Here is a 17965-nt window from a genome sequence, read left to right on the forward strand (position 1 = left end):
CTCAATCGCTTTGGCGTTAATCTGTATCGCGTTACAGTTCGAGCTCATCCAGTATCGTAAGAACGTCCTCGTGGTGACTCTTGGTTTTAAATTTGTCCATAACAGCCTTCAAACGACCGTCTTTACCAACAATAAAGGTGGTTCTCAAGATGCCCATAAACTCTCTGCCCATGAACTTTTTCAAACCCCAGACGCCATATTTTTCGGCGACCGCGTGATCTTCATCGGACAGCAACGTAAAGTTTAGGGACTGCTTCTCCACGAAACGCAGGAGTTTAGCCTCGGGATCGGGACTGATTCCCAGGACGACGACATCCCTTTTCGCTAACTCGTCCGCGATATCTCTCAAGCCACCCGCTTGAACCGTGCACCCCGGGGTCATCGCCTTGGGATAGAAGTACACCACCACGTGATTTTTATCGCGAAAGTCCTTTAATGCAACGGCATTACCATTCTGATCTTTTAATTTAAATGCCGGAGCTAGATTGCCAATTTTTGGATAGGCCATAAACACACCCTTATCTTGTCGTTGTAACGGTAATACCTGTATACGCTAGATTTCCTGTCATCACTCATAATTCACTAAACAACGAAAATCATTGAGCAATGGAACATTATTGCGATGTCTGAAGCTCGTTCCATTACTTTCGAAATGAACGCAAAAAAAAACGCGGCCGTAGCCGCGTTTTTTCATAACTGCTGTTGCTATCAGTTTGGCAGAAGCTCTGCGACAGCATCACGCTCTTCCTGCAACTCTTTTTCAGTCGCAGTCATTTTAGCGCGGGAAAACTCGTTAATATCCACGCCCTGAACGATGGTCCAATCGCCATCTTTGCAGGTACATGGGAACGAATAGATCAATCCCTTTTCTATGCCGTAACTGCCATCGGAGTAGACACCCATAGACGCCCAGTCACCTTCCGCAGTGCCAAGAGCCCAATCACGCATGTGGAAAATTGCTGCGTTTGCTGCAGAAGCGGCAGAAGAAGCACCACGCGCTTCAATGATAGCAGCACCGCGCTGCTGTACTGTCGGGATGAAATCGGCTTCGTACCAATCTTGATCAATCAAGCCCATAGCGTCAGCACCATCAACCAGAGTTTGATGCAAATCTGGGTATTGAGTAGACGAGTGGTTACCCCAAATGGTCAGTTTGGTAACGTCATTAATGGTCTTGCCAGTTTTCTGCGCCAACTGGGTCATGGCACGATTGTGATCCAAGCGAGTCATCGCTGTAAATTGACGAGGATCAATATCTGGGGCGTTGCGCTGAGCAATCAACGCATTGGTGTTAGCTGGGTTGCCAACAACCAGCACTTTAATGTCTTTAGATGCATGATCGTTAATGGCCTTACCTTGTACGGAAAAGATTGCCGCGTTGGCTTGCAGCAGGTCTTTACGCTCCATACCTGGTCCACGTGGACGAGCACCAACCAACAGTGCGTAGTCAGTATCTTTAAACGCCACATTAGGATCGTCGGTGCAGACCATGCCCGCGACTAAAGGAAATGCACAGTCGTCCAGCTCCATCGCTACCCCTTTGAGAGCGTTGAGAGCAGGTGTGATTTCTAACATCTGCAGGATAACCGGCTGGTCTTTACCCAGCATTTCTCCCGCCGCAATTCTGAACAGCAGTGAGTAGCTGATTTGGCCGGCGGCGCCAGTAACGGTAACTCTTACGGGTGCTTTCACTATATTTCTCCGTTTACGCTTAGCTTATATGAGGGTGTTCGAGCGACGGGACTAAAGCCCTGCTAAAGCCCTTTCGAGGGCCGCTTATTATAGGGAAATCGCAACAAATTGCATCTTCCCGATCCCGTCTAGGTATCAGGGTTAGACTAAAAGCCTAGAGACATCGGAAAAATTATAACAATCGGTCAGATTTACGGCAGCGCGCTTCCCCACCCTGAAGAAGCGACCGTGATCGTCGATTTAAGAAGCCGCCGCCTGATAACGTTGCTGCAAAGAGTGATAGAGTGCATCCCGAAAATTCTCAGCGCCCGGATCCAATTCGGCGATCACCTCGACCAAGTGTTCGTTGTCCTCCTTTCCCGACCAAATCTTACGATAGCTGCCATCCTGATAGCCGTTATCCTGACGGAAGAAATTCAGTACGTTTTTACCGACATATCCGCTATAGAGCGCATCAAAGCTCAAATCTACCAACGCCATCAACTCACCAAATTTAGACAGCGGAAAGCGCTTGTTTGTCAGGGTCTCTAACGTAAAGGCTTCCAATGCCAGAGGAAATTCACGATTTTCTGCGGCCACGTTTAATCCTTCGGCAATCTCGTTGGCGACATCAGTAAGAGAATCGCCTCCTTGGAGTAAATCACTGAGCCCAAAATGCCAGATATCGATCAGCTCTAGCTGTACTTGAGGAAGATCTGGAGTTTGCTTCTTCCACCACTTCCAACCGTAGTGATCCAGCATTTCTCCACATTCAACCCAGATGGCGCGATACCATTCATGCTCCAACGAACGCCAGTCCGCGTTAATTCGGCTGTTCATTTGATTCTGAAGTTCCAACATGGTGCATAATTGGTTCGTTATGCTCATTAACCATTTTCTCCCGAGTACTAAAAGTCTTGTGATGCTTTGTTACCGCCACATCGATGGCCAAGTATCAGCCAACCTATCAATAATTACTTAAGGTGCCACATTCTTAGTCGCTTTCTCGCAAGCCGTTGATCTCCAACGCCCCACGTCATCACTGAAAACAGCTGTCATTGTAATGCCATGAATTCATCACATAGCTGTCATAGATAAATCATCTTTCTGTCACATGGCTTTTCTAAGCTTTTCCAATAAGAAAGTAAACCTACGACAGAAACCATGAGGCTAGGCGCAGATGAAAATACTGGAAAGTCTGCACAATTACGATCTTTTGACATTTGACTGGTGTTTGCGTCGCCGTCATTTTACCCAAATGACCGTCGCTGCGCGCTGGGTATCTCGTACCGCGGACGGACACCTTTATGGCCTCTTGGCGCTCGCCCTGCTCATCTCACAAGATTACCTTCTGCTCAAGCTATTGCTCATTGGATTGACCATCGAGCGAGTCGCCTATTTTATTCTAAAAAATCGCTGCCGTCGCAATCGCCCACCTCAGGCTATTCCCGGTTTTCAGAGTGTCGTACAGCCCAGCGACCAATTTAGTTTTCCCTCTGGACATACTTCGGCGGCCTTTTTCTTCAGCACGTTTTTGAGCACGTTCTTTCCTATTGCGGCATGGTTTCTTTACCCTTGGGCCGTGACGGTGGGGATGTCTCGAGTCATTCTTGGCGTGCACTTCCCTACGGATATTCTAGCGGGGGCACTGCTTGGCCATAGCATTGCGTTTGTTGTTCTCACCGCATCAGGAATTCTATGAGAGTATTTTACGGTGTCCAGGGCACAGGTAACGGCCATATCAGCCGAGCCAGAGCCCTTGCGAAACATCTTGCGCATCGTGGTATTGAGACACAGTTTTTGTTCAGTGGTCGCGAGCCAAGCGCCTACTTTGACATGCAGGTTTTCGGTGACTACTGGGTTCGACAAGGCCTGACATTCGTCACAGAGCGCGGCAAGATTAAGCTCCGAGAATCCTTGTCCCAAAACAATTTGCGACAGCTCGCGAAGGATATACGGCATTTGGATCTCAGTAACTACGACTTGGTGCTGTCAGATTTCGAACCGATCACATCCTGGTCTGCACGCCGCCAAGGACGTCAGTGTGTTTCACTCGGCCATCAATGTGCGTTTGATTTTCCAATCCCGGTTGAAGGCAGTAATCAGATAACTCGTTTACTGATGCGCTATTTTGCTCCCGGAGACTATCGACTGGGACTTCACTGGCACCATTTTAATCAACCAATTTTACCGCCGATCGTGGATTTGGATCACGCCTCAAACACGTCCCGAGACGACTTCGTGCTTGTGTATTTAGGTTTCGAATCACCGGATGACGTCATTCCACTCTTGCAAGGATTTCCCCACCAAGCATTCCACTACTATGGAAAGTTCTCTACACGGGAAGTTCGAGATAACGTCTCACTCTGTCCGCTTAGCGTAGACGGGTTCAAACAGGATCTGCAACGTTGTCGGGGCGTGATCTGTAACGCCGGATTCGAACTTGCGAGCGAGGCGTTACAATTAGGCAAGCCGATTCTGGTTAAACCTTTGTCTGGTCAGATGGAACAACTTTCTAACGCACTGGCCCTTGAGCAATTAGGTCTTGGTGGTCGGATGAACGATTTATCACCCGACGCTATCGGACAATGGCTGACTGATCCCAAAGCGCCAAATTGCCAATTTCCCGACGTTGCAGAAGCGATAGTGGACTGGATTCTTGAAGAACAGCGCCCACCCATTCAACAGCTGGCGGACGACTTATGGAGCCGTACCGTGTTTAGCGGCAAGGCACCAACACAGTCTAACCACTCAAGATCTGCATCGATGAGACTCAGCTCCTGCTGATCACTTGCCGCGCAAGATAAGTGACCGCTAAGTCAGGACGTCTTATTAAACAGGCGATGGAAATTTGCGCCGGTCTGCTCGCAGAGTTCCTGAAAGTCTACGCCTCGCAAATCAGCGACAAATTCTGCCACCTCGCGAACATAAGCTGGAACATTGGGCTTGCCCCGGTAGGGAACCGGCGCCAGATAAGGAGAATCCGTCTCGACCAGTAAACGATCCGATGGAATTTTCTTGGCAACCTCTCGCAAATCAGCCGCGTTTTTAAACGTAACTATACCGGAAATAGAAATGTAATAATTAAGATCTATCGCGGCTTTTGCCATTTCCCAATTTTCGGTAAAACAATGCAAAACACCAGCCGTCTCTAAATTGCCATGGGCTTTTATCAACTCAAGAGTATCTTGGCGAGCCTGCCGAGTATGTACAACAACCGGTAACTCGGCAGACGAGGCAGCACGCAAATGGGTCGCAAAGCTCTCCTGCTGTTGCGCTTTGCTGTCTTCACTGTAGTAGTAATCCAAACCCGTTTCACCTAAGGCGACAACCTTTGGATGTTTTGACCATTCAATTAGGTCTGCCTCTGAAGCCTGACCGGAATCAACATCCAGAGGATGAACACCAACCGATGCATAAACCTGGGGGTATTGTTCGGCAAGCTCGACAACTTGAGCACGATTTTCCAGACTAATGCCGATGCAAAGCATTTTTTTGACATCCGCGTTGGCAGCCTCAGCGAGGATATCGGGCAATCCGTTGGAATAGTTATCAAGCTTAAGGCGATCAAGATGGCAATGGGAATCGATTAACACACAGGCTCCGGGAAGATCATTCGCACCGGGGCAATAACGCCCCGGCAAAGCGCCAGTGTACCAAATTCTCGCTACATGGTATGGGTGGGACGATCAGATTCCAGAGAACCGGCTAAATAGGTTTCGATTTTTTTGGCAGCGACCTCATCCTGATCATTGAACTGAACGCCAACCCCCGCAGCACGATTTCCCTGGGCACCTTTCGGTGTAATCCAGACAACTTTGCCCGCCACAGGAATTTTCTCCGGCTCGTCCATCAGATTGAGAAGCATAAAGACCTCGTCACCGAGACTGTATACTTTACTGGTTGGAATAAACAAACCGCCATTTTTTACGAAGGGCATATAAGCCGCATAGAGGACCGCTTTATCCCGAATGGTGAGCGACAAAATGCCATTACGAGCGCCTGCCATGCCCTGCATAACGTATTAACCTGTATAAATTCTCTAATCATTGCGCGGAAACGCCTCAAATAAAGATAAGTCACACCAAGCAACCTGTCCAATAAGGAGCCAATAGGTGTGATAGGTCGCACAGTTAGGCAAATTTTGCGACGGCCCTATCGACGATGAATCGCAGAGCGCCAGTCCAGTAGTAAGGTTTCCAACATCAGCTGTCGATTCGGATTAGCGCCACTCAGCCAGTCCTGTTTGACCTGCGCAAGCCGATCCTGCATTAGAAATTTCCTTTCCGCAGAAACACGTTTCAACGCCTCTATGATGGGCTTTTCGCGCATACTTGCGGGCAGCTCCACCGAGGCAACACTTTGCACCATCGCCAAATGTAGCTGGCGCATTAACTGATCGACAATCATCAAAGGGTCCATGTTTTTAATACGATCAGCCAGCGTCAAAGCCGTACCGCGATTTTCAACCAACTCAACGAGACCGCTCATAAAGCCATCGAGATCAGCCAATGAGTTGCTCTCAACATACATTGCGGCCTTGAGAGGTGCACCACCGGCATAGATTAATGCATCAATGGAAGGCAATTCAGCGCTTTGCTGCTGGAGCCATTCCCGAGCATCATCGAACGTGGGACATTGAAAATCCAGTAACTGACAACGACTGCGAATGGTGGGCAACACTCTATCCTGAGCGTGAGTGATAAGAATTAGCAGCGTGTTACCGCCAGGTTCTTCCAGATTCTTTAGCAACGCATTGGCAGCGTTCATATTCAGCGATTCACATTGATCGATGATGATGACCTTATAGCCAGCTTGTTGCGCAGTCTGAACGGCAAAATCTCCCAGGGCACGAATCTGGTCAATTTTGATAACCCGGCTACCTTCAGGCTCAATCAGCAAAAAATCTGGATGGGTACCAGACTTCAATAAGCGACACCCGGTACACTTGCCACAAGCGCCATCGCCTTCCGAACTCTGGCACAGCAGGCGCGCAGAAAGCGCCTCAGCGAACCACTTTTTCCCGATGCCATTGGGGCCAAAAAATAGGAGCCCGTGAGCCAGGTGTTGACCCGCTATCGCCTGTGATATTTTTTCCCACTGGCGAAGTTGCCAGTTAAGGGGACGCAGATTCAAATGCCTACTTCTCCGAAACGTAAAATCACCCAGAAAGACGTATACTCCCGTCCAGTGACCTCTATGCTAACACTGTTGCTATGGACCGACTTAATTACCTTCAGTACATCATCCCCATTCACCACGTTGATAAGGACATTCTTGTGGTTGAGAAGCCAGCGGAACTGCTCAGCGTGCCTGGCAAAGGGCCTGAAGGTCAAATCTGTTTAAGCAATGCATTGCTTGAACACCTTCCCAACACTCGGGTAATTCACCGATTGGATATGGCAACCTCGGGGCTTATGCTGTTTGCTCTGAACCATGGTAGCCAAAAACACCTGGGCCAACATTTTCAGAAGCGCCTCGTTCACAAATCCTACCAAGCTCGAGTGGACGGTATTGTTGAAGCGGATTACGGCGCAATCTGCGTACCACTGATTTGCGACTGGGAAAGGCGCCCCAAACAAAAAGTGTGTTTTCAAAGCGGCAAGCCTGCACTTACCTGCTTTCGTACACTGCATCGAGAAGAGCACAATGGTACGACTCGACTTCAACTGATGCCAGTCACCGGCCGCTCTCACCAACTTAGGGTACATGCTCAATGGTTTGGCCATCCGATTCTCGGAGACAGGTTCTACTCTCACCCACATCGATCGAACAGTGAAGAGCGATTGCTGCTTCACGCAAATTCTATAGAGTTTTTACACCCAAATGGTCGGCAGCTCAGCTTTCGATCTGATCCGCCATTCTAATTCCTGCGAGATATGCTCACATTTTTTCTGAAAGGAATGTCTGCAATCGCGCTTCAATTTGCGCTTGAACATCTGCCAGAGGTAGGGATGCATCAATCAGCCCAAACCTCTTCGGCATTTGCGTTAGCCTTCTCCGATAACCTTCTCGAACCTTTTCGAAAAACTCTACTTTTTCTTCTTCAAACCGGTCACTCTGATCACGGCTTTGTATTCGGGATAAGCCGATCTCGACAGGCACATCCAGCAACAGCGTCAAGTCAGGCTGCAGCCCGTTCTGAACGATTTTTTCAAGGGCCTCAATGGTCGACCAGGGTAAACCTCGCCCACTCCCCTGATAGGCGTAAGTTGCGTCCGTAAACCGATCACTCAACACCCAACGTCCAGCCTCAATATTCGGCTGGATTACCTGAGCTAGGTGCTGTGCACGGGCTGCAAAAACCATTAAGAGTTCCGCATTTGAATCGACAGGCTCTTGGCGTTGAGCTAATAACAATTCTCGCAGCTCTTCCGCCAAGGGAGTACCACCGGGCTCTCTTGTCGTCACGACATCGACACCAGCATCTTTTAACCAGCGCTCAATAAACGCTAGATTGCTGCTTTTGCCTACGCCCTCTGTGCCCTCAAGGGAAATAAAATAGCCTCTGCTTTTCATCTTCTCTGTCTGTCTCTACCACAGAAATTAAAGCGCACGCCCCAGCCTGCCATCAACGAAAAGACGACCGATAATCGTCTCTACGGCTCAATTGGTATTGCCGTACCGCACGCGAGTGTTCTTCCAGCGTTTTCGAAAAAACATGGGTGCCATCGCCCTTTGCAACAAAGTACAGCGTCTCGCCTGCTGCTGGATGCATGGCGGCATGAATTGCCTCCCGCCCAGGCAGTGCAATAGGTGTCGGTGGCAAACCACGAATGACATAAGTGTTGTAAGGAGTGGCCTGCTTTAGATGACTGCGCTTGATATCACCAGCATAGTCTTCACCCAATCCATAGATGACCGTAGGATCTGTCTGCAAACGCATTTTTTTCTGTAGGCGCCGAACAAAAACACCGGCAATCTGCTGTCGCTCATGCGCTGCCCCGGTCTCTTTTTCTACAATGGATGCCATGATTAGAGCTTCATAAGCATTGCTATATGGCAACCCCGAGTCCTTTTGTTGCCACTCCCGATCAAGGACGTTACGCATACGCTGAAAGGCCGTATCCAGCAACTGCAAATCGGACGTCCCTTTTACAAAATGGTAAGTATCCGGATAAAACCACCCTTCCGGATTTTCGTAGGGTATGCTTAACTGCTCGGCGATATCTTTTGCAGAAACATCTGTGAGCGTTTGAGATACCGCGGGATGTTCGGCTAACAATCGTCGTAACTGTCGGAAGTTGATGCCTTCAACAAATGTGATACTGCGGAGAATGACTTCGCCGTCGTGAAGACGCTGCAATAACTGCAGGGGCGATACTTCAGCAGGAATTTCATATTCACCACGAATCACACCGCTTTGATCAACCAACCGCGCGTATAACTTTAGCAGTTGAGGGTGCTGGAGATTATGATCAGCCGCCAGGCGGCGAACTGCGTGCGACAAAGTTTCGCCCTTGCCCAATTCAAAAACTGACGGCTGGCCACTACCTGTCGCGAAGGGTGTTTGCAACCAGTGCCAGCTGTAACCGAGCACTCCGGCCACCATAACAACGGGCACCAAAAACAACATAATCAAAAGCCAAAAACGGCTTTTTTGGCGCTTCTTACTCATTCCGGAACAAAGTCTCTACAGCAGCATTCAGGTCACTTATAGTGGAAGTTTGCGAGAATTGCACATTATCGATCGACGCCAGAGGCATAATCCCTCTCACAGAGTTAGAGCAAAAGGCGCCATCGCAAACGCTAAAGAGTTCTGGAGAGAAACGTTCCTCCCTCACCTTAAAGCGCAATTCCGAGGCTAGAACCTCCAGAATATACCGCCGCATCACGCCGTTGACACCAGCGCGATCAACAGGTGGTGTCAACAAAAGTCCGCCCTTTTCCACAAACAAATTACTGCTGCAGGCTTCTACCACATACCCTTCTGTATCGAGCAGAATACCCTCTTCGAAACCACCTTGCCGACACTCCTCCACCGCGAGAACACTCTCTATACGATTGAGATGCTTAAGTCCGGCAAGTGCAGGGTTTATTCCCAGCCGCAGATCACAAACCTTAGCCACTTTTGGCAATTGGAGGCTAGTATCTAGGTCGTGGACCTGCAAGATGATTCTCGCTTCGGAGCTTGGGTCAATGCCATAACCCCGTAGACCACTACCCCTGGTCAGGATAATTTTCAGTACCGCTGAAATCGACGAAGTTTCCGATTTATACCTGTCCAACAAACAGGTTACATAGGACTCCAGTTGGGCTTCATCAAAATGAAGAAACAGTCGCTGCGCGCCTTGGCCAAGGCGCTGCATGTGGTAATTCCACAGAGGGCTGGAACCGCGAATCAAACGAACGGTTTCGAAAATACCATCGCCGTATGCCAAACCGCGATCATCGACAGAAATATGATCGACAAATTCGCCGTCAACACTGGAAATTCCCATGGTCGACTGTTGGTTACCTTTCTAGACCCGCCGGAAGATTAAGGAACCGTTTGTCCCACCAAAACCGAAGGAGTTAGACAGAGATACATTGACAGGCAGCTCCTGCGCAGTATTCGGCACTAAGTTGATGTCTGCCTCTTCTTCTGGATCGACAAGATTAATGGTGGGCGGAGCAACTTGGTCACGAATGACAAGTATCGAGAATATCGCCTCGACACTGCCTGCAGCACCTAGTAGATGGCCGATCATGGATTTCGTCGAGCTGACGGCAACACTGCTCGCTGCCTGTCCCAAAACGGATTTGACCGCTCGAATTTCAGCGATATCACCTGCGGGGGTGGAAGTACCGTGGGCGTTAATATACTGAATGGCTGAAGGATCTATAGCGGCATCACGAATCGCATTACGCATCGACAAAGCCGCACCTTCTCCCTGCTCTGGCGGCGACGTCATATGATATGCATCACCGCTCATTCCAAAGCCGATCAACTCAGCATAGATACGTGCACCACGAGCTTTGGCGAACTCATACTCTTCAAGAACCACGACACCTGCGCCATCCCCCAGGACAAAACCATCTCTGCCTTTATCCCACGGACGACTTGCCGCCTCAGGATCATCGTTACGATTGGATAAGGCTCTCGCCGCAGCAAACCCTCCCAGGCCTACAGGCGTACACGCCATTTCAGCTCCGCCTGCCACCATCGCGTCAGCCTCTCCGTATTGAATGAGACGCGCCGCAAGGCCGATGTTATGAGTTCCGGTGGTACAAGCCGTAACCAGAGAGAGATTGGGCCCTTTGAAACCATACTTGATGGAAAGATTGCCCGAGATCATATTAATGATGGCGCCCGGTACGAAAAACGGAGAAATACGACGCGGACCTTTGCTCGCGATGGTTTCAGATCCCGACTCAATAGAGCCTATGCCGCCAATTCCGGCACCAATTGCTGCGCCAATGCGCTCTGCATTAGCGTCGGTAATATCAAGACCTGAATCCTCGACCGCCTGAATACCTGCAACCATGCCATATTGAATAAACGGATCCATTTTGCGCGCATCTCGCGCCGGCAATAGCGGTTCAGGATCAAAATTTTTGACGGCAGCGCTAAAACGGGTGGTAAAAGCGGAAGCATCGAAGGTAGTTATGGGCGCGGCTCCACTTTTACCGGCCAGAATACCCTCCCAGCTTGTGGCAACATCATTTCCCAGCGGGGAAACCATGCCTAAACCAGTGATTACGACTCTTCGACGGGACACAGCGTCTCCTTCAGATTACACGATTCACAAGATACCTCTGCTATCGGAAGCAGCAGGCGACAGTCCACGCTGCCCGGCAATAGAGTATGGCGTGCAGGCAATTCCTGAAAATTCTTGGACTGGACAAAGAAAAGCCGTTCTATTTTTCAATAAAACGGCTTTCTAGGAAACCTTGACAGCGCAATTGCCGCAGGATGATGAAAACCCGCGATACAACTGCCCCTGGATTAATCCAGGTTGGAGTTTACGTAGTCAATGGCCAGCTGAACAGTAGTAATCTTTTCAGCTTCTTCATCAGGAATTTCGGTTTCAAATTCCTCTTCAAGGGCCATAACCAGCTCTACAGTATCCAAAGAGTCAGCGCCCAGATCTTCAACAAAAGAAGCTTCGTTCTTTACTTCTTCTTCCTTAACGCCAAGCTGCTCTGCAACGATCTTTTTGACGCGTTCTTCAATGCTGCTCATAGTAGTCTTCAACTCCTATCAAATATCGGATGTTAGCTCTTGATTCTACCCACTGAGACAAACCCCAGTGAGAACTCTTATTGGTTACGGCCAACTCGAAGGCGCATTCTACAGATAAATGCTCGAGTTGTAACGTTTCCATATAACTTTTAAGGCAATTACAGTTGCGCGATATCAAGGCCAGTTAGGCCATGTACATACCGCCATTGACATGGATGGTTTCACCGGTGATATAAGCTCCCGACGAACCAGCCAAGAAACTGACGACACTGGCGATTTCCTCAGGCTGACCCAAGCGACCCAGCGAGATCTGCCCCAGCATTAACTCTTTTTGCTGCTCACTTAATTCACGGGTCATATCCGTATCGATAAACCCTGGCGCAACAGTATTGACGGTGATTCCACGAGAACCAACTTCTCGCGCCAATGCCCGCGCAAATCCAGCGACCCCCGCCTTCGTAGCGGCATAGTTAGACTGGCCGGCGTTCCCCATGGCACCCACAACGGATGAAATATTGATGATTCGCCCCCAACGAGCCTTCATCATGCCTCGCAGACAAGCCTTGCTAATCCGAAAGACGGCACTGAGATTAGTGTCAATGACCGCATCCCATTCCTCGTCGCTCATCCGCATAAGCAAATTGTCACGGGTAATTCCTGCGTTGTTTACCAAAATGGCGATCGCACCGAATTCTGACTGAACCTCTTTTATCAGCGCATCGACCGACGCAGGGTCGTTAACGTTTAGAACCTTACCAACCCCCTTGCCTAACCCTCCCAGGCGTTCGGTGATCGCTGCAGCCCCAGCTTCACTGGTCGCGGTGCCGACTACCATAGCTCCCTTGCTAGCAAGATCATCGGCGATCGCAGCGCCAATGCCGCGACTCGCTCCTGTGACAAGCGTGATTCGATCCTTGAGATCAGTGGTCATAATCTATTCCTGTCTTGACTCGCCGCAGCTAAGACTTGAAATGCTGCAAGCATTCGTTAAATGCCGCTGAAGTTTCCAGCGCATGAGAGGTCAGCTCACGATCAATACGCTTCGCCAACCCACTAAGGACTTTCCCCGGACCGCATTCTACGGCATCGGTTACACCCTTTTCACGCAGAGCTTCAACGCAGCTCACCCATAGTACGGGCGTATATATTTGCTCGATCATCAGCCGTTTTACCTTCTCAGAATCAGCTTCTGTCCTGGCATGAACATTATGGACGACCGGGATCCCCTCAGAGGCAAAATGGGTAGACAAAATCTTGTCTGCCAACCGATCCGCCGCGGGCTGCATAAGTGCGGTATGGAAAGGCGCACTGACCGCGAGCTTCATCGCCCTGCGCGCGCCAGCCTCTTTACAGGCCTCAATCGCTCGATCTACGGCGCCAGCGTGCCCCGCAATAACGACTTGGCCGGGAGAATTAAAATTCACGGCGGCAACGATTTCCTCGCCTGTCACGCTAAGACACGCCGCCTTGACTTTATCATCGTCAAGCCCGACAACCGCAGCCATGGCTCCAACGCCCTCGGCCACTGCCTCTTGCATATAGCGACCGCGCAAGCGCACTAAATCCACCGCATCCGCGAAAGGGACGACGCCAGCACACACCAATGCAGTCCACTCGCCGAGGCTATGACCGGCCATCAAGGCCGGTTGTTCCCCGCCTTCACGCAACCAAAGTCGCCAAAGCGCAACTCCAGCGGTCAGCAGCAGGGGCTGTGTCTGCTCTGTAAGGTTTAATGCTTCTTGAGGGCCATCCTGGGCAAGCTTCCAAAGGTCATAGCCCAGAACCTCCGACGCTTCATTAAACGTATCTTGGATCCCACCAAAGGCAGCATCTACGTCTGCCAACATACCCACGGTTTGCGATCCCTGACCGGGAAATACAAATGCCAGATTTTTATTAGTCATCGTTAAGATTTCTCTTCGTGACGGATGGTCGTTTTATGCCTGATTAATCCGAGACGAGCACTGACAAAATTTATCAGCAAAGTAAGCCACAAAATATAGATTCTAAGACAGTAGTCCGCTCAAGTCTTCAATCACAGTAATGCATAACGGGGACTCACCGTCCCCGTTATGCATTACTGTTCTGAAGGCAGACTTCAGGAGAGAAAGGTAATCCGATCAGGATTAATCTTCGTCTTTAGCGGTTTCAACGACCTTGCGGCCTTTGTAGAAGCCATCAGCGGACACATGATGACGCAGGTGCTTTTCGCCGCTGGTAGGATCAACCGACAGAGTTGCGGACGAAAGCGCATCGTGTGAGCGGCGCATACCACGCTTGGAACGAGTTTTACGATTTTGTTGAACAGCCATTGCATGCTCCTGTATCTTGCTACATGCACTTAATGTAGGAAATGTTCAGATCCCCGGGTAGAGAAACTACTCAGGAATCCGGCGTATTTTTCAATTGCTTAAGGACAGCGAACGGGCTCTCCTTCTTCTCTTCTTCGTCTCCGTCATCGATCTCGCCGAAAGCTGTCTTTGGCGCACAGGCGAACTCATGTGCAGGCGCAAAGGGAAGTATCAGCAAGAGCTCATCTTCCACCAGTTCGTACAAGTCGGACGCACCTTCATCCACAATCAGTGGATCGAGATACTTTGGCAGATGCTTCGCCTGATCATCATCATAGACGACCGCGAGGGCGACATCCGCTGAAAGCGTTACCTCAACGGCTTCCAAACAGCGTTGGCACTCCATACGCACACGGCCCACCGCTGTACCAGTGATGACGCGACGTCTTTCTTCGTCAACATCAAACTGCAAGTCGACAAGAACACTGCCAGAGTTATCTATAGCCGCTTCCGTCAATCGAGTTAGACTCGAAACATCAATTCGGCCGTGCGCACTCAACCCTTGCTGAGCAAATTTTCGCAGATCAATCATCCGCGGCAGGGGCTTCGAAGGGGTCGGTGCAGACATAGGCGCGCAATTCTATGGATGTGGAGTCAGGCTGTCAAAGAAAATTCATCAAAAACTGGCCAATTTGGCATTAAAACGGCAATTCACGGGCATCCAAAGGGGTTTCATCCGCCAGCATCCCGGATAAACGGCGCGTGTTTTAGCAACAGCGCCGATACCGTCTGTCGTATTCCCTACCAGATGTTAATTCTCTGATCCGGAGACAAATAGAGTGTATCGCCGTCCTTCACCCCAAAGGCTTGATACCAAGGATCGAAATTACGAACGATGCCGTTAACGCGATATTCCGCAGGGCTATGGGGGTCAGTCAGAACTTGCTGGCGTAACCGGTTATCGGTAATGAGATTACGCCAGATCTGCCCATAGGCTAGGAAGAACCGCTGTTCAGGACTGTATCCCGACAAGTTATCGGCAACCTCCTGATCATGATCCTTTTTATATAACTGCATGGCGTTATAAGCGACACTGATTCCACCCAGATCCCCAATATTTTCACCCAGGGTAAGCTGACCATTAACATGCAGTCCATCCAGAGGTTCAAAGCGATTAAATTGCTCGACCAAAGCGGATGTCCGCACCTCGAAATTTTTCCGAGAAGTCTCGTCCCACCAATTTTGTAGCTTCCCCTCTCCCGTATAGCGACTGCCTTGATCATCGAATCCGTGGCCCAGTTCGTGCCCGATCACCATGCCGATACCGCCAAAGTTGACCGCCATATCCGCGTCAGGGTCAAAAAACGGCGCTTGAAGAATGGCAGCAGGGAAAACAATTTCATTGCGAGTTGGTGAATAGTAGGCGTTTACAGTTTGCGGACTCATACCCCACTCCCACTCCCGCGCCGGCTCATCAAGCATTTTTAGGTTATCTTGATGATGCCATTCTTCAATCTGTCGGATGTTTTCAATAATGTCAGTTTCTGAAATTGCGATACTGCTGAAATCCTGCCAATGGTCCGGGTAACCAATTTTCGCGGTAAATGCGGCCAGTTTCTCCAGCGCTCGGGCTCGCGTTGCATCATCCATCCATGTGTTAGCGGTCAGACGTTCACGAAACGAACGTTTTAAGTAGGAAACTAACTCCTCCATCTTCTGCTTTGAGGACGCGGGAAAATTGCGTTGTACATACAATTTACCCAACTGCTCGCCCAACTGGTCATTCACAAATTCCAGAGCTCGCTTGTCCATGGGGCGAGGCGCATCGATTCCCTGAAGGCGCCGCTGGTAGAAATCAAACGACAATTCCGCCCAATCTTCGGATAAATACGGCGCATAATTGTTCAATAGATGAAACGCAGTATAGGCGCGTAATACCGGCATCGGCGTGTCAGCAAAGAGGGCTGCACTATCACGAATTGCGGTATCCGTAGTGACCAGCAGCTCATCCACTTTATCGTAGCCCGAGCTCTCAAAAAACACCTGCCAATCAAAATCCGGCGCGAACATGTTCAACTGACTTGTGCCCATCATATGGTAGTTTTTGAGGACATCACGAGCCTCTTCAGGGGCCCAGTGTATCTTTGCCAAACGGGTTTCGAAGTCTACGATGGATTGAGATAGTGCCTCAGAGTCCGCGATTCCTGCACGCTGCAACACCTGCTGAACGTAGGTTAGGTAGGCCGTGCGATGCTCTGAATAGGGCGCTTCAGCATTTAAGTAATATTCTCGCCCGGGCATTCCAAGACCATCTTGCCCCATCACGAGCAGATATTTGGACGGGTCGGCTAAGTCGCGTCCGACATACATTCCAAACAATGATGGCTGACCAGATTTACCCATCAACCGAGCAAGATCCGTGTGGGACTGAGTCGCCATAATACTGTCTAATTCAGTATTTAGAGCCCCTAGACCTTCGGCGTTTCGCTGATTAACATCCAAAAAGCTCTTGTAGAGATCGCCAAGCTGCTGCTCAGGTGATGATTTGCGCCACTCCCCGCCAGCAATGTCCGACATGATGCTTTCCAACTGCTGCTCTGTACGAAGCTGAATTTCGGTAAACGCACCGTAGCGGGAGAAACCTTCTGGAATTTCTGCCGTCTTCAGCCAACCGTCATTGACGAATCGGTAAAAGTCATCGCCTGCAGCCAGTTGAGTAGATACGTTTTCAACACTGACACCCCAGTCGCCATAAATTGGCTGTTTCTTTGACGCATCGACATCTTGAATCTCTGGGGGCGTCGAGCACCCTGACAAGGTGGCGATCACGCCTATCGTGGATAACACTGTTTTAAATTGCATGAATTGTGTATTCCTTAGTATGAAATAAACCGGTCATAAGAAACCCTCTAGAACTTACCAACATCATAAACGTTTGTCTTACGGTAATAGCAAGCGCATTTACGTAACCTTATTGGAGTGAAAGTTTCATCCAATCCTTGCTCAATGGCTGTGGCAGATTACACTTTGCCTGCACACCTTAGCTGCCAAAGAGTACATCATGACTGCCCGCCCCCAGTATTTAGAAAAACTGCGCTCTCTGTCAGACCAACTGATCAAACTGCAATCTCCCATCCGCATTCTCGACAGTATCAAGTGGCCCGCAGAATGGCGGCAGCAGTTTTTTGCCAGCGATGCGAGACGTCTTCCTCCAGCCAATAAGTCCTACTACCGTTCGATCCCCCTCAGCTTCGATACCGAAGATACTCGTCAGGGGTTAAAGGCGTTGAAGAAAACGATTTGCAATCAGCTGGGCAAAGAAGACCCTCTTGGCAAAATTCTTGTTAAAACCTGTCGTCAATATTTAACCGTTGTAAATATGTTAGAACAGCGGGGTAAAGCCGCGTTTGGTGACTTAAGCCAGGAACTCTATGGGTCTGCAACGGACCACATGTATGGAACCGAGGATGACTTACTTCTGGTAGGAGAAAAACTGTGCAAGATTTTTTCTCAACCCGCTGTTGAGCATCTGGATTTTCGACAACCGAAAATATTCGGCGCAGAAAAGGCAGTCTCAACGTTACAGGAACGGTTGAATCGCTTTTTCCCTCACGGTGAACTGCGAGTCACTCTGTCAGACGGTATCGTTTCGGACGCCGCCGCTGGGGGGGATACGATTAAAATGAACAGTCGAGCGTTTTTTTCCGAACGCGACCTTAAAGTCCTGGAAGTCCACGAGGGCTGGGTTCACGTGGGAACAACCCTTAATGGCCGCACGCAGCCCCATGCGACGTGGTTGAGTGTCGGATCCCCCCGCATTGCTGCTATGCAGGAAGGT

Annotated in this window: 20 protein-coding genes; 4 read left to right on the forward strand and 16 right to left on the reverse strand. The window is 49.8% G+C overall.

Going from position 1 to position 17965, the window contains the following annotated elements; all coding sequences use genetic code 11:
• Positions 1-31 precede the first annotated feature (31 nt).
• The 3 genes from bcp to ACXAFR_RS03160 form a co-directional block, all read right to left on the reverse strand.
• Positions 32-508 (reverse strand): thioredoxin-dependent thiol peroxidase, encoded by a 477-nt coding sequence (gene bcp / locus ACXAFR_RS03150; RefSeq protein ID WP_475171832.1) that lies wholly within the window; start codon positions 506-508, stop codon positions 32-34.
• Positions 509-708: 200 nt separating this feature from the next.
• Positions 709-1692, reverse strand: a complete 984-nt coding sequence (locus ACXAFR_RS03155; RefSeq protein ID WP_475171833.1) for a malate dehydrogenase — start codon at positions 1690-1692, stop codon at positions 709-711.
• 240 nt (positions 1693-1932) lie between these two features.
• A complete protein-coding gene (locus ACXAFR_RS03160; protein ID WP_475171837.1) occupies positions 1933-2559 on the reverse strand; it encodes a dUTP diphosphatase in 627 nt (208 codons plus the stop codon).
• 292 nt (positions 2560-2851) lie between these two features.
• Between ACXAFR_RS03160 and ACXAFR_RS03165 the strand changes: the two genes are divergently transcribed.
• Together ACXAFR_RS03165 and ACXAFR_RS03170 are read left to right on the forward strand one after the other, a co-directional pair.
• Entirely contained in the window at positions 2852-3373 is a 522-nt protein-coding gene (locus ACXAFR_RS03165; protein WP_475171839.1) for a phosphatase PAP2 family protein, read from the forward strand.
• On the forward strand, positions 3370-4458 hold the full coding sequence (locus ACXAFR_RS03170; protein ID WP_475171840.1) for an MJ1255/VC2487 family glycosyltransferase: 1089 nt from the start codon (positions 3370-3372) through the stop codon (positions 4456-4458). The genes ACXAFR_RS03165 and ACXAFR_RS03170 overlap by 4 nt, the downstream gene beginning before the upstream one ends.
• A 32-nt stretch (positions 4459-4490) precedes the next feature.
• Here ACXAFR_RS03170 and ACXAFR_RS03175 read toward each other — a convergent pair whose 3' ends face one another.
• From ACXAFR_RS03175 to ACXAFR_RS03185, 3 genes are all read right to left on the reverse strand, one after another.
• The gene (locus ACXAFR_RS03175; RefSeq protein ID WP_475171842.1) at positions 4491-5267 is read right to left on the reverse strand and encodes a TatD family hydrolase; all 777 of its coding nucleotides are present in this window, start codon (positions 5265-5267) and stop codon (positions 4491-4493) included.
• Positions 5268-5338: 71 nt separating this feature from the next.
• Complete coding sequence (locus ACXAFR_RS03180) at positions 5339-5689, reverse strand: PilZ domain-containing protein (protein ID WP_475171843.1); 351 nt, start codon at positions 5687-5689, stop codon at positions 5339-5341.
• Between the two features lie 137 nt (positions 5690-5826).
• A complete protein-coding gene (locus ACXAFR_RS03185; RefSeq protein ID WP_475171844.1) occupies positions 5827-6807 on the reverse strand; it encodes a DNA polymerase III subunit delta' in 981 nt (326 codons plus the stop codon).
• 80 nt (positions 6808-6887) lie between these two features.
• Here ACXAFR_RS03185 and ACXAFR_RS03190 point away from each other — a divergent pair, with 80 nt between their 5' ends.
• Positions 6888-7538 carry a pseudouridine synthase gene (locus tag ACXAFR_RS03190; protein WP_475171845.1) on the forward strand — a complete coding sequence of 217 codons (651 nt, stop codon included), beginning with the start codon at positions 6888-6890 and terminating at the stop codon, positions 7536-7538.
• A 16-nt stretch (positions 7539-7554) separates the two neighbouring features.
• Here the strand turns inward: ACXAFR_RS03190 and tmk are convergent, their stop codons facing one another.
• The 10 genes from tmk to ACXAFR_RS03240 form a co-directional block, all read right to left on the reverse strand.
• Positions 7555-8190 (reverse strand): dTMP kinase, encoded by a 636-nt coding sequence (gene tmk / locus ACXAFR_RS03195; protein ID WP_475171847.1) that lies wholly within the window; start codon positions 8188-8190, stop codon positions 7555-7557.
• Positions 8191-8242: 52 nt separating this feature from the next.
• On the reverse strand, positions 8243-9289 hold the full coding sequence (gene mltG / locus ACXAFR_RS03200; RefSeq protein ID WP_475171850.1) for an endolytic transglycosylase MltG: 1047 nt from the start codon (positions 9287-9289) through the stop codon (positions 8243-8245).
• On the reverse strand, positions 9282-10112 hold the full coding sequence (gene pabC, locus ACXAFR_RS03205) for an aminodeoxychorismate lyase (RefSeq protein WP_475171851.1): 831 nt from the start codon (positions 10110-10112) through the stop codon (positions 9282-9284). The genes mltG and pabC overlap by 8 nt, the downstream gene beginning before the upstream one ends.
• Before the next feature lie 21 nt (positions 10113-10133).
• Positions 10134-11372 (reverse strand): beta-ketoacyl-ACP synthase II, encoded by a 1239-nt coding sequence (gene fabF / locus ACXAFR_RS03210; protein ID WP_475171854.1) that lies wholly within the window; start codon positions 11370-11372, stop codon positions 10134-10136.
• Between the two features lie 227 nt (positions 11373-11599).
• Entirely contained in the window at positions 11600-11836 is a 237-nt protein-coding gene (acpP, locus tag ACXAFR_RS03215) for an acyl carrier protein (RefSeq protein WP_475171856.1), read from the reverse strand.
• 184 nt (positions 11837-12020) lie between these two features.
• On the reverse strand, positions 12021-12767 hold the full coding sequence (gene fabG / locus ACXAFR_RS03220) for a 3-oxoacyl-ACP reductase FabG (RefSeq protein ID WP_475171858.1): 747 nt from the start codon (positions 12765-12767) through the stop codon (positions 12021-12023).
• A gap of 28 nt (positions 12768-12795) precedes the next feature.
• Positions 12796-13740 (reverse strand): ACP S-malonyltransferase, encoded by a 945-nt coding sequence (gene fabD / locus ACXAFR_RS03225; RefSeq protein ID WP_475171859.1) that lies wholly within the window; start codon positions 13738-13740, stop codon positions 12796-12798.
• Between the two features lie 222 nt (positions 13741-13962).
• Positions 13963-14148 (reverse strand): 50S ribosomal protein L32, encoded by a 186-nt coding sequence (rpmF, locus tag ACXAFR_RS03230; protein ID WP_475171862.1) that lies wholly within the window; start codon positions 14146-14148, stop codon positions 13963-13965.
• Positions 14149-14218: 70 nt separating this feature from the next.
• Positions 14219-14755, reverse strand: a complete 537-nt coding sequence (locus ACXAFR_RS03235) for a YceD family protein (RefSeq protein ID WP_475171863.1) — start codon at positions 14753-14755, stop codon at positions 14219-14221.
• Between the two features lie 173 nt (positions 14756-14928).
• Entirely contained in the window at positions 14929-16989 is a 2061-nt protein-coding gene (locus tag ACXAFR_RS03240) for a M13 family metallopeptidase (RefSeq protein ID WP_475171865.1), read from the reverse strand.
• Positions 16990-17188: 199 nt separating this feature from the next.
• On the opposite strand from ACXAFR_RS03240, the gene ACXAFR_RS03245 reads away from it, so the two are divergent.
• Positions 17189-17965: tyrosine/phenylalanine carboxypeptidase domain-containing protein (locus ACXAFR_RS03245; RefSeq protein ID WP_475171866.1), on the forward strand; the 777-nt coding region annotated here is incomplete at its 3' end.

It is taken from the genome of Pseudomaricurvus sp. ABR4_320 (assembly GCF_056159445.1).